The sequence below is a fragment of the Microbulbifer maximicatervae (SeqCode) genome, assembly GCF_052467305.1.
This window is the reverse complement of record NZ_CP174306.1, coordinates 1,448,010-1,461,874: the sequence shown is the minus strand read 5'-3', so window position 1 is coordinate 1,461,874 and position 13,865 is coordinate 1,448,010. Positions and strand designations below refer to the sequence as shown.

The window sequence follows — 13,865 nt, the reverse complement described above, 5'->3', positions numbered from 1 at the left end:
TCAGGGCATTGTCTTCCATATAGCGGTATTACTTGATGAGTAAATTGCTTTACCGTCAGTTGCTACGCTATACACGCCGCCGGGAACAGGGTAAAGATTAACCAGAGAGCCGTTCTCTCGATAGTGTCGCAGTCCGTCACCTGCCGCCACCCACAGATCATTTTTGGGGCCAGTAACAATAAAACCATCAGGAATCCCTACTGGTACCGACAACACCCATTGCTTCTCTTCCAATTTTTCCGGGGATGGCAAAGCGCTTACATAAATGTCTTTTGTTTTTTTGGGGTTGTAAGGATTCTTTCCATCGATAGCTGCAGTATCACCAATATAAATTTGGTTGCCTATTGGAGAGATAGCCAACCCATGAGGCATCATGTACTCCGCTGACAAGCGAATTAACTTTTTTGTTGAAGGATCAAAAGCGTAGACAGCTGGCGTTAACATTGGCTCAGGCTTGAAGCCTTGGTTGTAGCCATAATCTGGATCGGTGAAGTAGATCCAGCCAGAGGGTGACTGTACAACTTTATTGGGTGAATTAAATGGCTTACCTTTATAGGCATCTACGAGCACTTCTCGTTGACCGTCTGAAAGGCTTATGCGGCTGATAGCGCCCGGGATTGCTCCTTTCCCCTGCTCTGCAACCAATAAATGTTCACCGTCATTGCTAAGCCACATGCTGTTTGCCATATTGCTTCGGTGCTTCCAGGTTACAACTTCGCCAGTAATAAAGTCGTAGTAACGGATCGATATTTGTGGATTCTCAATCTCTAAATCTGGAACACTGGTGAAGTAGAGACGTTTCTGGGAGGGTACATAAACAAGCCCCTCATGTGCATCCGTTTCCACCAAGATCGAATGGGTAGCCTGCATCGGGGAATTCCCCAGTAGATAATTGCTGTAAGTAATAGCCAAGAAAAGGACTGAGCTGAAAAGCAAAGAAAAGAAGACACTGGGGGATTTAGTAGTCATATCGCCCCTAATTAGACTTTATCTGTACGGATAGTTCTGCGACTATTCTACTGTGAGCCGCTGAAGGTATCATCAGGGTCATTCTCTGAACCCACACTGGAAACGGCCTTATCCAGCATTCTATTGATCTCCCCACTCTCCTTTAGGCTTTCTAGAGCAGCATTTAATCGTTCGAGCAGTTCCTTATTCCCTTTCTTAACACCGATACCAAAGGGCTTTGGCGGGAAGTCTCCACTAATATTCACCAGACGATATAAAGTCGGATAGGCTGATGCCTTACGCAAAAGTACCAGGTTAATAATGTCATTGGAGGCAGCATCAGCATTTCCGCTTTGAACAGCCTCTAAGGTCGCTGAGCTTGTGGGCGCTACAACCAATCTTGCCCCCTCCAATGACGGCAGGACAGCACGCATTCTTTTTAGGGAAAGTGAGCCTTTAGTAACAGCAATTATCTTACCTTCCAGATCGATAAAGCTCTCAATATCGCTATCTTTATGGACCAGTAAACCCTCCCCAGTGACGTAATAAGGAATCGAAAAGTCCACTTTTTCTTCGCGCTCTGGAGTGATGGTAAACTGGGATACCACCATATCTACTCTTCCGTCTTCAAGTGCCTTTATACGATCCTCATCCAGCACACGGGTTAGCCTTATATAGCCAGGGCCGCCAAATAACTTCTCCCCAATTGCCCTGACCAGGTCAGGCTCAAAGCCTTCTATAGCGCCAGAAGAGGGTTCTCTATACGCCAACCCTGGAATATCATAAGTAACCCCAGCAACGAGCTCTCGGTCCTCAAGATCAGCCCAAACATACCCCACATAAATAACCGATAAAACTAGCAAGCTGCCTATCAGACGGGACACTAGATACATAGCTAAGATCCAGTAATTTCAAATATATTGGCCCAGAGCCCCCTAAGTAATTCTGTAATATCCACTGAGACACCAAAGGCCGAAACCTTAGTCGACTAGCAGAAAGAGGCTATAGGTAAATATAGGCGTATATAAAACCTATACAGGTGATACTGCACTTTAAGCTACTACGGATATTGGCTTGCTGGCGTATCTATAGTTGATAAGCGGACTATTCGTGCCACCAATACAATAAGCGCAATGTTTTTTCATTTTCACGATTAATAACATTGCGCTTGTTGACACCCATTTACTGCTTAGCACCTAATCCTTTCTCTTTTTCAATACCATCAGTTTTGCAAAGGTGCGCACGGAGACTGTCTCCACCAAGTAGAAAGGACTATCACTAAAGAGTTGATTCCATTCACTCAAAGTTCGCTCACGCCCACGAGTTCCCATCAGCATCTGCATGTCCATGGCAGCCAAATTAAGGTCTGCGCCCTTCTCAGGTAATACTGCGTCAACAATGGCGAGCGTAGCATTTTGCCCTTGCATGGCAGAGTAAATATTATTTAGGAGTCGCTTTGCCTTGCTGTCATTCAACAAGTGAAAAACGGCCGTACACAAGTAGATATTCTTATCACTGTTAGCTACCGGCAGCCTATCGTTAATAATATCTGCTGGGAAGAAGTCCAATCGCTCTTCAACTGAATCACTCAATGAGTTTTTCCAGTACTCTCTTGCCGTCCCCTCAACATTATTCCTGTCGACCACCATCGCCGTTATGTGTTTATATGAAGAGAGGACACTCGCACTTTTGCTGCCTTTTGCCCCACCCAAGTCAATAATTCTATCAAACCCGCTCCAATCAAAATCTTGTAAATACTGTAGCCCGGTAAGATTATCAACGGTATCCATAGCGTCCGAAAACAGCGTGCTAACAGATTGATGATCATTCATATAATCAAACATTTCCTGATCATAAACAGCTTCAAAAGGCACACTCCCATCTTTAATATGGTCTTCAAACCCATTAAACCAAGGCTTGCTGAATTCTGGGGAGTTATGCATAAGCACCATGCTTCTTACGCTGTTACTGGCATCACTGCGCAACACTTCAGAGTTTCGATTGTGCGAAAAGTGCCTGGCTTTTACCTCCTTAAAAATTCCCATTGCACACAACATTCTCATCAATCGATATAGATGCTCTTTATCTGCATGACAATCATTTGCCAGTTTTTCTACCGGAACAACTTCACCGTTAATATGATCAGCTATATTTAATCGGACAGCCGTATACAGACATCTAGACTGCCAAAATAGCGATCCAATTTGCATTACTCGAAATGGCGGCGGCATCAGAGCATTAGGAATATTACAAATACTATTAATCATATTAGAAGCGCGTTGAAAGACCCAATTTATGGCTCTATTTCTTTGCATTGACTGGGGCATAAGAACTCCTCAGAAGTAACATCTGATTAAAAATAGATATAAGAGACCAGCCCCAACTTGCTGAGGCCTTATCGCTATAAGCTTTGCAAACCTGACTTCAGAAGTCGGCCATTAAACTCTGCAAGCTGTTTTAAGAAATCGGGGTCCATAACGTGCCCCATTTGCTCTTCCAGGACGGGTTTGGCCAACATCGGCAACATAGCCAAACTGACAAATGAAATCCTGAGCAAATCATACTTGGGGTCTTCAGATTCGGCTTCTTCACCTTTAATTTCAGCTAACCGCCGAGAACCCCTTTGACGCCCCCGCTCCAGGAGCTGACGGATCACATTTTTCCCCGGCCCTTGATTAAGGGCCATGACTTTCAGGATCAGAGCCGGAAACTTGGGATTCTCTTGCATGGTGGAGTAGTAAAGGGCAAAGAAATCTCCAAAATCCCAATCGCCATCAAGGCTGAGTTGCTCTACGGCCTCGATCAATGGCAGAAGGGTTTGGCGGATCATATCTTCATAGAGGCCATCCTTGCTACCGAAGTAATATCGAATCATCGATACCGCCACTCCAGCCTTAGCAGCAATCTGGCGAGTTGTGACCCGTTGGTACTCATCGTTCAAAAAGCACTCTCGCGCCGCATCGATTAGCCGATTGGCAACATCCGACTCCTGCATAGACCCGCTCCTTCCTATCTAGCTTGCAAGAGAGGCTAACAGGGCACTCTACTGCCTTCCAGGCTATTTGTTGTTCAATTTGAGGGGTTTGTACGACTGGTTGACGTGGCCCCATATCCCCAAACTGGATACGACCCCACTCATTCATATGAAATTGTCTCGAAGATATTCGTAGTTTAGAGCAAGTGGATTTGAATCTGGTACTAATTACCCAGCTAACAAAGCACCTGGGTGATCTCTAATATTCAGAATACAAGTATTGCTAATAACACCAAGATATACACTCAAAATTGATAGTCATCCTCTACATTTTATCTCGTTCGTAAGCCAGTCCTTCGAAAAATGCCACGAAGCAAATCTCGCATTCTGAATCAACTTAAAACCACCTATCGACCTCAAATCCAAACATCGGTATTCTCCCGCGCGGCGGCATATTCATCCTGATTTAACTTGTTGCCAGAGTTAATCAGACATGCCCCCTACTCGACTATTTATGGATAAAAGTTTGGCAAAACTTTAAAAACATTTTCAAAGCAGGAACATGAAAATGAAACTATTTACCAGTACCGCACTGGGAATTTCAGCAACCCTAACTTTAACTTTAACTTTTCAGTCTGCAATGGCATACAGCCAGGCTGTAGATATAACGATACCAAGTTACACCGGCAATGAGTTTGCTCAATTGGAAGAGCAACCCAAATCGAGCCAAGTAATTATTGATGGCAAACTATACCAGCTGACCGGAGATATGCTGGAGCCAGTTCAAGAGGATTCCGGTCAAGTTAGCATTATGTCCGCTGTTGAAATATCAGCGAATAAGTGGCCTGATGGAATCATATATTACGACTTTTACGATAGTGTCACTGAAGAAAATCAACAGCGTTTTATCGACGCCACCAAAGTCTGGGAAGAAATTGCGGACTTACAATTTTTAAGGCGCACCGATCAATCAGACTACGTTCACGTAAGAAACGGAACTGAAAACCGCTCCATGGTTGGAAAGACTGGCGGCGGGCAATTCTTCAGCATGAACAACTGGGATACCAAGTACATTATTGTCCATGAATTGGGCCATGTTATTGGTATGAGGCATGAACATCAGCGATCTGATCGTGATGAATATGTCGAAATTATTGAGGACAATATTAAACCCGAGTATGTCCACAATTTTGATATACGGCAAACCCACAACTACAGTAACTATGACTTCCTGTCTGTAATGCACTATCCATCACGTGCATTTTCGGTTAATGGGCAAGAGACTATTGTCCCTAAAACGGGTTATGAGCACTTCAGCCGTATAATGGCCCAGCGTATCGACTTGGGCGGCGGTGACCAGGTTGCAGCAGCATCCCACTATGGCGTGGTCAATATTAATATTCCTGACCCTGCATTCAAGTCATATTTGACCTCCTATTTCGACACAAACAATGATGGTGAGATCGACAGCCTGGAAGCAGCAAACATTGAAGAAATTCGCACTCCAGGCAACGGGGAAATCCAGTCACTGCAAGGTATTCACGTATTCCGATACTTAAAGCACTTAACCGCTGTTAATGAAAACCTCACAGAATTACCCGAATTACCTAAACGTCTAGAAACGTTAAATATTGCCGGCAACTACTTGGATACTGCGCAATTCGAATGGGTAATGGATCGACATTTCTTAACCGCTATTGATGTTACGGACAACCTCCTCGATGTCTACTCCTGCGAGGCACTTGAGTTAATTGATTCTTATCTTAATGAAGGGAGCATTAGCTTCAGCCCCGCTAAAGGCGGTAATTCATTAGTTTGTGATGAGGAGGCAGAGCTAACTCTTATCCCATCAAAAACACGAGAGAATTTAAGTAGCAAAGGCGAAAAAGTATTCCATATCGACGTGCCCGAAAATGCTCAAACCCTGACAATTATTACTGACAATTCAGGCGATGAACTGGGCGGTGAAATGAATATGTACGTGGCCTATAATCGCCAGCCTACCACAGCCGATTTTGACTTCAGTTCTGAAAATAGCGGTAATATTGAAGGTATTGAGGTCACTTCGCCAGAAACCGGCCGCTGGTACATATTACTGTCTCCTATCGAACGCTCCTTCGAGGGTGTAAATTTAACGGCAACGGTAACCCTGGCTGATCAGTCCGACAATATTCTGGTTAATCAGAAACCTGTCAGCGGTCTTAATGCCAGTGCAGGAGAGTCGTTGTTCTACACCATCACAGTACCGGAAAATGCCAGCGACCTTTCATTTGAGATAACCGGTGGTAGTGGCGATGCGGATCTCTATATTCGTTTTGCTAGCAGACCTACTGAATCGGTCTATGATTATCGGCCCTATTTAGGTGGTAATAAGGAGTCCGTTGCTATAGCAAACCCAACTCCCGGAATCTGGCATGTCATGCTCCACGGCTATTCAGACTTCGATCAAGTATCCCTGGTCGGCTCTTTTACTGAATCATCTACTGATGAATTTTTAATCCCCGGCGAGATTATCTCTGACCTGAATGGCCATGCAGGAGATCAATTAGAGTTTAAGATTGCAGTTCCTGAAGGAGCGACCCAGCTTTCTGTAGCTACGGGTGCAGCTCTATTCAACTCCGTTGGTGATGCAGACCTCTACATCAAGCACGGTGAACCCGCCACTGAATCAAATGCCGACTACGCTTCTGAAAACTGGGGCAACTATGAATCCATTGATTTGAACACTCCTCAATCGGGCACTTGGTATATTACCATCTATGGTTATACCGACTTTGAAAATGTTTGGATTAGTGCTGATTATTGAAGCATGAATAATTAACTAATAATTTGGTAGTAGAGCTTCGTTAAATCAACGGACTCTACTACTCCTTTTGAGGAGTAAATTTGCATAGAATTTTACTAATAACTTAACCACTTGTAACATTACAGTATGTATTTAGAGGTTAAGAAATGACTATCCCCACGCGCCAGATCCGCGCTAGCTTTAATAATCACACCATTCGCGTCTACCAAGCATACAACACAGCCATTGCAGATTCCGCCCTACAAAGCGGAACTTTTGTATCCCCACCATTCAAAATGGAACGTATGACCTGGATTAAGCCCTCTTTCCTATGGATGATGTATCGTTCGGGTTGGGGAGAAAAAGACAGCGGACAAAACCGCATTCTGGCGATAGATATCACTAGAGAAGGATTTGAATGGGCCTTACAGAATAGCCTACTTAGCCACCAAACCGATCAATACCCAACGAAAGAAGCATAGTTGGAAGCTAAGAGAACTACACCTGTCCGTATTCAGTGGGACCCTGAACGGAATTTAGATCTGGAACCCCTTCCTCACAGAGCTATTCAGATTGGGCTGTCGAATAAAGCTGTAATGCTTTACGTTAACGACTAGGTTCAGTACATTACTGATATCACTGAGCATGCTCAAGTAGTTCACAAGCTATTTATGGAGAGGAATACAGAAGAAGCAAATAGACTTCTTCCATCAGAATATGAGTATCCTATCAATAGTCAGTAGAAACAAAATTACATATGTTATTAAGCCCTAAAAAGCAGCCTTTTTCTATCAAAGCGAGAAATGGAGTATATCGTCAAGCATGCCATAGAAATCTATATATTTATCCAGCCTATTTTCTCTCAAACAGGCCATAGAAACATTTAATTCAGGTTTCTACAAAGACCCCATGGTCTAATATAGTGATATAAACACTCAATATTGACGTCATATCACAATTCTACTAGATCGCCAATTTATAGGCTATTATATTCATCCAAATCCTGTGTATATTCAGCCTAATCTTGTATAATCGCCACGCTTTTAAAAAACACGCATAAAATTATCGTTCTATTTAGAGAGTAGTATTGTGAATAAGCTTTTAGGCTTGACTTCAGTTGTTTTTGCCATTCTTCTGGCCGGGTGTGGGCTAATAAAAGAACAACGACAAGTAGCTATATCTAAAATCTATACTGATTTACAGGAAGTCGCAAAAGAAGTCCCAGCTATATTAAGTTTAAATAAAGGAGAGTCACCGCAAATCTTGATATCAGAAGATTTCTCACCTCGCCTAGCTAGAAATAAACATACTGACTATTTTGAAGTGGTAGAAGTTCAAGGGGTAAAAGATCAAGCATTTTCTTTAATGGTTCATGCCGTATGTGATTGTCTGGGAGTACGCAAGTGGGCAGTTTTATCAGAGGTATATCTAGTTAGCCCCTCAGGAAAGGAAGTCCAGCTGAGTCAATCAGGATTACAAACCAGGCAGGTTTCTGGAATTTTTTCTGATGCAGGAACCCATAAGCTTATTATCGTTGCCGCCTCAAAGTATTCAGGCCAGAGAATGGGAAGGATTTCAGGATATATATTTGCCGCGAATGCAGCAGTGCCACTAAGTTTACCCTTAACTGTTCATCCTACAGGGACTCTTAAGCTTGAATATAAATAGTATGAAATAACTTTCTCACTGAAAATATGGGCGCTTACTCTAATAAAATGACTTCAAGTAAGTTGCCCTCACCCTAGGTGGTAATCAAATAAAGTTGAGCGTTGACAATATTTTTCCATTTCTAGATAAAAGCAAACAAATATATTAGGTCGTTCTTCTGTTCGCATGCAGACGTCTATCGACAATAGATATCTGTAACTGCATTAATGCTTTTTGCTTTGGCAACCAAAGAAAAACATATAAATTATTAAGTTTAATGTATTCTCCAATTAAATCCATTCTCTACTTTGATTTTGGATTCATGCTCCCAAAAACCCTCTATTCCTTACGGGTAGTGAGAACCTAACTATACGGCAGGGGCAGTATGTTTAAGTGAGCAGTTGCATATTACTATTCAGTTGCTATGAAGTTAATCAATAGCAGGAAGATGAAATACGATTTAGGCAGCCGATTACAATTCCTGCTCATCACTCATCCCTATTTAAAACGCTATCCAACCAAATAGCACCTTAGCCAACCCTTTCCAGCACACTCATTATTCGAAATCTAGCTTCTTAAGCTTAGGAGCTTCTGCAGAGCTCATCATGCAAGTATTCCCATTCGAACTAGGTAGGCACCAGGGGCACCAAAACTACCACCTTTGCTCACTTGCTACGCAAATGCGAATCATTATCATGTTCAGCAGTTTACTTGCTGGAAGTCCTCTCATGTTTCGCAAATCCCTGCAGGCGGTTAACCTCACTGACGCCATTGAAAAGTCCCCCGGTGTTCGGGTTTCCAATGAGTGCTCCATGTGCGGGGTTAAACGAATAATGCTGAACGGTATGCGCGGTGAGCACTCCACCATCCTCACCGACGGCGTTCCCCTTCACACCATGATGGCTGGCTATTACGCAGTGGATGCACTGGCCACAACAGGTGTCTCTCGTATCGAAGTGGCCCGAGGTGCGGGAGCATCGCTGCTCGCACCCGAAGCAATCGGCGGAACCATCAATGTCATTTCCAAGGAAGTCGAGGAAACCGGCCTCAACATCAATGCCTCTATGGAGGACAACGACAGCTATTTTCTAGGCATGATGGGCGGCTATGTAAGCGATGATGAACGCACCCGTACATCACTGGTCATTCAGGACGATAAACACCACCAGATGGACAATGATAACAACGGAGTTAGCGATGCACCACTGCAAGAGAACACCAGTTATGTAGTTCGCCTCTCCCATGACCTGGGTGAGCGGGACAACGTGGTACTGCGCACAGCCTATACCGACTCCAGTATTTTTGGCGGCCCCCAGGGATACAGCATTGATTCCGTCCTGCAAGGCTACGATGGTGTGGAATCTGACCACTTGTTTGTTGACGACGATGTACGGCAGCAATACATTGGCAAACCCTGGGAAACCACCGAATGGATCTCCACTACTCGCAGTGAAATTTCCCCAAGCTGGCTCCACGAATTCAGTGAATCCTATAACACGCTGTTTACTGTCGCCTGGTCTGAGCACAAGCAGGACTCCTTCTACGAAGGATTCGATTACATCGCTACAGACACACTCAACTACTTCGACCTGCGCAACAATTTGATCCTTAACGATCAGCACATGCTCACCTTTGGTGTCGATCTTCGCGATGAATCCATGCGCTCCGACTCTGTCGCAGGGGAGGAAAGTGATAATTACATCGAAGATAGTTTCGGCTGTAGTGGTCTAATACTTCCGGACACTTCGCTAAGATAGTAAAATTACCAAGCGGGGTTAAATATGACAAAAGAAGGTGCACATCGGCAGTTCAAGCCGAAATTTAAGAAAGACCCCGTAGCCCTAGTCTCTGAGCAAGAGTATTCGATTTCTAAGTCCGTAGAGGCTGTAGGAACCATTCCCAGCAACCTGCGACGCTGGATACCCACGAGCGTGCTGAATTGGATCGGTTGCGACACGAAATCAAGCAATTGCGGATGGAGAAAGAAACCCTAAAGAAGGCTTTGAAATTGGGTGCTACCGAGTGCGTAGGCTCATTAACAAGCTAGGTTTGGCGGTAAAACGCAAGAAGCGATTTACACTGACGACAGATAGCAAACACCAACTTCCGATTGCAGATAATCTTCTGAATATGGAATTCTCACCGAGTGTTAAAAATCAATTTTGGACGACTGACTTTACGTATATCTGGACTGTGCAGGGCCGGTTGTACTTGGCGGTAGTGATTGATCTTTATTCGCGCCGGATTGTTGGTTGGCATCTAGATCGCCAGATGGAGACTGCCTTGGTAAGCCGTGCGTTTCTGATGGCTGTCAATTTGCGTACACCACCAAAAGGCTTTTTACATCACTCTGATCAAGGTAGTCAGTATGCCAGTTGTACTGGCCAAGTACTGTTCAAGCAGCATGGGATGGCATGCTCAATGAGCCGCAAGGGAAATTGTTGGGACAACGCGCCAGCTGAATGTTTTTTAGCGGCCTGAAATGGGAGTGGTTAACGGGAAATCCCATGCAACAAGGGTGTATGCCATAATCGATGTGAGAGCCTATATTGCTTATTACAACTCACGCAGAATACATACTACTCTGAGCCCCTATCGAATTTGAGAAATGTGCTTAAGGAGATGTCCGGTTGGACTTGACCACAACACCGACGTATGGACAACTCTTAAGGTCTCTCACTATATAATCTACATGTACTCCGGTGCCCTTTAACATAGGGGGGCCAACAGACATTGAGCAGAGCATTTCCCAACAATACCGACATATTTGTCCCGGTGGTGGGTATTCGGGCGGCTTTCCGGATACAGGGGGGGGCAGCAATACCAAGTCATTTCTGCAAAGACATCCATACCATGGGTCTTAGCTCAACGCCCCCTAAGCTGTAGCCATTCATAGTCGTCCGCAACGTAACAACAATCGGCAACGGTGCTTACTGGAGCGCGACACTACATGCCAAAGCTGTTCTCCCGGCTGGTGTCGGCCTCAGCGCTCAACTATGACTGCCATGTCAGCTAGAAAGTCCAGCCCGCAATGACCACGTCGACATTGTTTCGCTCCGCCGACCAGACCGTAATGATGGCGGGCGCCTGCCTTCTTTTTCTCGGCGGACTCTTAATCGGTATTCCTGTCAGCGCTCCGGGTGCGTCGATCACCGGCATGGCACACACGCTCGGTCTACTCGAAGCCGTGTTCATGCTCGCTTTCGTCATGCTCCGGCCGTCTCTCCGGTTCAACTCGTACAACGCCTGTTTTTTTTGCGGAGTAACGATAGCCTGCTTCTATTGCAACTTTGCATGTGCCTCCCTGACGATGCTGACCGGCGCCGGCCAATATCTACCGTCATGGAGTACGTATCTCGACAACACGCCATCGCCGGCGAACACGGTGGTCGCCTATTTACTTAATGTCAGCGCACTCGCGCTAGTGCTTCCGTTCATGCTGTTCTCCGGCTGGATCGACAAGACGTGCCAGCGCGACTGGCTTCAGACCGTTATAGCCATCTTCGCGACACTGGCAACGATCGCGCTTGTGGCCCTCACAGTGGTGACGTCCTGAGCCGGGCCCAACCGCACAACACTTTCCGCTCGGATAGCGGTCGATTGATCCCTCCCTTCAACAACGGACACACCAATGAGCAACTGGTTTTTCCTCAACGGCTGTTCCCTACTCACGCCCAAGAATCAGCAGGAAGCTAGCAGGTTGACCATAAAGCGACAAACTGGCGAAAACCCAAGAACTGATACGAATGACTTGATTGCAGTATTAGGAGTGAAGGGAAAGCAAGTAAAGTTAGGCATCCACGCCCCACATATCTTTACCAGCTCACAGTAAAGAAATCTTTGTATGTGAGCCTAGCTACCCCACGAACGTACCAATAAAAAATTTAGCGGTTAGCATAAATTAAGGGACAAGCCAATCTTCTAGAAGATACAAAAAAGACATAAACCTATCAAATAAAACCTATTTTTCTTTATCTTGTTTTCAAAACAACAAAAGCTAAGTCCATAAAAAAACTCCTTGACTCTCTCCCTCATTCAAAACCAGTATGGGTCCTGTCTATTTTGACATTTAAGAAAAAACAAAATTTTTTACACTACAGAGCCAAATCAACATGAAAATTTCAAAGCTATGTTTACTACTTCCCGCTCTGGCAATTTCCACTCTATCAACTGCTGAGGAGAACCCCTTCTATTTTGGGGTTGGTTACGGCCAGCAAGATTTCGAGGGAAAAAGTAACCTATCTGTAGATTTTATTGATGGGGAACGATTTAAAGATCAATCCAATTCAATTGATATCTATGCTGGCTATCAGATAAACCCGTATTTTTCTGTCGAAGCTGGATATAGTCACTATGACAAGGCAGCTGATACTTACACCTATAACCTCGCGTCAATAAATGACAAATCTATCGATAGCCTCGATGAAAACCCATTAAGCAACAACTACGAAGAAATACAAGTAGATAGCGCACAACTTAATGCCGTATTTCATTACCCCATAATCGACAGAGCTACCATGAGCGCCTACCTCGGACTTGCCTATACCAGTATTGATAGCGAGCTCAGATTCTCACCGGGAACTGTTTCTATATATCCCGAAATAGTCACCCGATCCAGCGACAGAGACTATGACCTGGCCTACGGCCTCGGCGTGAAGTATGATTTTACCGATCGCTTCGCAGGCAAACTACAGTGGAAGAACATTGATAACGGCACCCTCGAAATAAGTGGGTTGCACCTGTCACTAGAGACCCGCTTCTAAGTTGCTGAACAAAAGGGGCTCCTAAACAAGCAGTCACCAAACAAGTACTCGCACCTTTGTGGGGCCCCTTCCCTACTTTAGAGTCACCATTACAATGCGCTCGCATCTGCGGCCCATTCCAGCATAGCTCTGTGGAAATTCCAGGCGTATAGCGCCAGTTCCTATTATAGTGAAGCCTTGGCGAAGATTATCCCAATAGCAACAGTTCCGGACACCCACCAAATTGAGTGTTGGCATTGCTTCAGTAGAGCAGCGTGCACTATTCAATCTGGATTACAAAGCCGATTACTGGATGCTATACGCCAGCGCTACCTGGGTGGGCTCCCAGGACTTGGATGAATTTGGCTGCGAAGGTTTCAATCAGTTGTGCGACTCCACTTTAAAAAGCAGAAGCGCAGACGCCTATTGGACAATAGATCTTAAATTAACCTTTGACGTCACTGAAAACCTGAGCCTGTATCTGGGCGGAAACAACCTGACAGATTACACCCAGGTTGAGGAAGGTGAGAGCCCTTTATTCTGGAATGCCAGTGGTGCCTACGACGCAGCCTTTATCTACGGCCCGCTACGAGGGCGTGAATATCACCAGGGTTTCGACTGGAACCTATAATGTGTAGTAGTTCAGACTTGATCTGACAGTTACTGGTTTTTCAGGAGGTACTCTGTCAGGTCAAGTCTGAACTACTACAGCTGATAAACTCCACCTGAGACTCAATGTCTACAAAATAAGCACAAAGACATGTGCAAA

The 13,865-nt window shown here is 44.9% G+C and carries 12 protein-coding genes and 1 pseudogene; 9 read left to right on the top strand and 4 right to left on the bottom strand.

Features of this window, described 5'->3' with window-relative positions; genetic code table 11:
* The 4 genes from ACJJI4_RS06770 to ACJJI4_RS06755 form a co-directional block, all read right to left on the bottom strand.
* Window positions 1-870: an SMP-30/gluconolactonase/LRE family protein gene (locus tag ACJJI4_RS06770; protein WP_444927505.1), complete on the bottom strand. Its 870-nt coding sequence runs from the start codon at window positions 868-870 to the stop codon at window positions 1-3.
* Between the two features lie 146 nt (window positions 871-1,016).
* Complete coding sequence (locus tag ACJJI4_RS06765; protein ID WP_282933242.1) at window positions 1,017-1,841, bottom strand: transporter substrate-binding domain-containing protein; 825 nt, start codon at window positions 1,839-1,841, stop codon at window positions 1,017-1,019.
* A gap of 303 nt (window positions 1,842-2,144) precedes the next feature.
* Window positions 2,145-3,275 carry a methyltransferase gene (locus ACJJI4_RS06760; protein WP_444927504.1) on the bottom strand — a complete coding sequence of 377 codons (1,131 nt, stop codon included), beginning with the start codon at window positions 3,273-3,275 and terminating at the stop codon, window positions 2,145-2,147.
* Between the two features lie 74 nt (window positions 3,276-3,349).
* Window positions 3,350-3,943 carry a TetR/AcrR family transcriptional regulator gene (locus ACJJI4_RS06755; RefSeq protein WP_444927503.1) on the bottom strand — a complete coding sequence of 198 codons (594 nt, stop codon included), beginning with the start codon at window positions 3,941-3,943 and terminating at the stop codon, window positions 3,350-3,352.
* Window positions 3,944-4,490: 547 nt separating this feature from the next.
* Between ACJJI4_RS06755 and ACJJI4_RS06750 the strand changes: the two genes are divergently transcribed.
* From ACJJI4_RS06750 to ACJJI4_RS06710, 9 genes and pseudogenes are all read left to right on the top strand, one after another.
* The gene (locus tag ACJJI4_RS06750; protein WP_444927502.1) at window positions 4,491-6,728 is read left to right on the top strand and encodes a M12 family metallopeptidase; all 2,238 of its coding nucleotides are present in this window, start codon (window positions 4,491-4,493) and stop codon (window positions 6,726-6,728) included.
* Window positions 6,729-6,874: 146 nt separating this feature from the next.
* Window positions 6,875-7,324: pseudogene (locus ACJJI4_RS06745) on the top strand (DUF4291 domain-containing protein).
* 472 nt (window positions 7,325-7,796) lie between these two features.
* Window positions 7,797-8,375, top strand: a complete 579-nt coding sequence (locus ACJJI4_RS06740) for a hypothetical protein (RefSeq protein ID WP_444927501.1) — start codon at window positions 7,797-7,799, stop codon at window positions 8,373-8,375.
* Between the two features lie 707 nt (window positions 8,376-9,082).
* On the top strand, window positions 9,083-10,111 hold the full coding sequence (locus ACJJI4_RS06735; protein WP_444927500.1) for a TonB-dependent receptor plug domain-containing protein: 1,029 nt from the start codon (window positions 9,083-9,085) through the stop codon (window positions 10,109-10,111).
* Window positions 10,112-10,292: 181 nt separating this feature from the next.
* Window positions 10,293-10,835: an IS3 family transposase gene (locus tag ACJJI4_RS06730; RefSeq protein ID WP_444928220.1), complete on the top strand. Its 543-nt coding sequence runs from the start codon at window positions 10,293-10,295 to the stop codon at window positions 10,833-10,835.
* A gap of 550 nt (window positions 10,836-11,385) precedes the next feature.
* Complete coding sequence (locus ACJJI4_RS06725; protein ID WP_444927499.1) at window positions 11,386-11,910, top strand: hypothetical protein; 525 nt, start codon at window positions 11,386-11,388, stop codon at window positions 11,908-11,910.
* 75 nt (window positions 11,911-11,985) lie between these two features.
* A complete protein-coding gene (locus ACJJI4_RS06720; protein ID WP_444927498.1) occupies window positions 11,986-12,186 on the top strand; it encodes a hypothetical protein in 201 nt (66 codons plus the stop codon).
* Between the two features lie 280 nt (window positions 12,187-12,466).
* Window positions 12,467-13,117 carry a porin family protein gene (locus ACJJI4_RS06715; RefSeq protein WP_444927497.1) on the top strand — a complete coding sequence of 217 codons (651 nt, stop codon included), beginning with the start codon at window positions 12,467-12,469 and terminating at the stop codon, window positions 13,115-13,117.
* Between the two features lie 223 nt (window positions 13,118-13,340).
* Window positions 13,341-13,727, top strand: a complete 387-nt coding sequence (locus ACJJI4_RS06710; protein ID WP_444927496.1) for a hypothetical protein — start codon at window positions 13,341-13,343, stop codon at window positions 13,725-13,727.
* The last annotated feature ends 138 nt before the right edge of the window (window positions 13,728-13,865 follow it).

Bases quoted from the DNA above. Each gene is read 5' to 3' on its own strand.
- ACJJI4_RS06765 (WP_282933242.1), bottom strand. From the start codon at position 1,841: ATGTATCTAGTGTCCCGTCTGATAGGCAGCTTGCTAGTTTTATCGGTT.
- ACJJI4_RS06735 (WP_444927500.1), top strand. From the start codon at position 9,083: ATGTTTCGCAAATCCCTGCAGGCGGTTAACCTCACTGACGCCATTGAA.
- ACJJI4_RS06725 (WP_444927499.1), top strand. From the start codon at position 11,386: ATGACCACGTCGACATTGTTTCGCTCCGCCGACCAGACCGTAATGATG.
- ACJJI4_RS06720 (WP_444927498.1), top strand. From the start codon at position 11,986: ATGAGCAACTGGTTTTTCCTCAACGGCTGTTCCCTACTCACGCCCAAG.
- ACJJI4_RS06750 (WP_444927502.1), top strand. From the start codon at position 4,491: ATGAAACTATTTACCAGTACCGCACTGGGAATTTCAGCAACCCTAACT.
- ACJJI4_RS06770 (WP_444927505.1), bottom strand. From the start codon at position 870: ATGCAGGCTACCCATTCGATCTTGGTGGAAACGGATGCACATGAGGGG.
- ACJJI4_RS06715 (WP_444927497.1), top strand. From the start codon at position 12,467: ATGAAAATTTCAAAGCTATGTTTACTACTTCCCGCTCTGGCAATTTCC.
- ACJJI4_RS06755 (WP_444927503.1), bottom strand. From the start codon at position 3,943: ATGCAGGAGTCGGATGTTGCCAATCGGCTAATCGATGCGGCGCGAGAG.
- ACJJI4_RS06760 (WP_444927504.1), bottom strand. From the start codon at position 3,275: ATGCCCCAGTCAATGCAAAGAAATAGAGCCATAAATTGGGTCTTTCAA.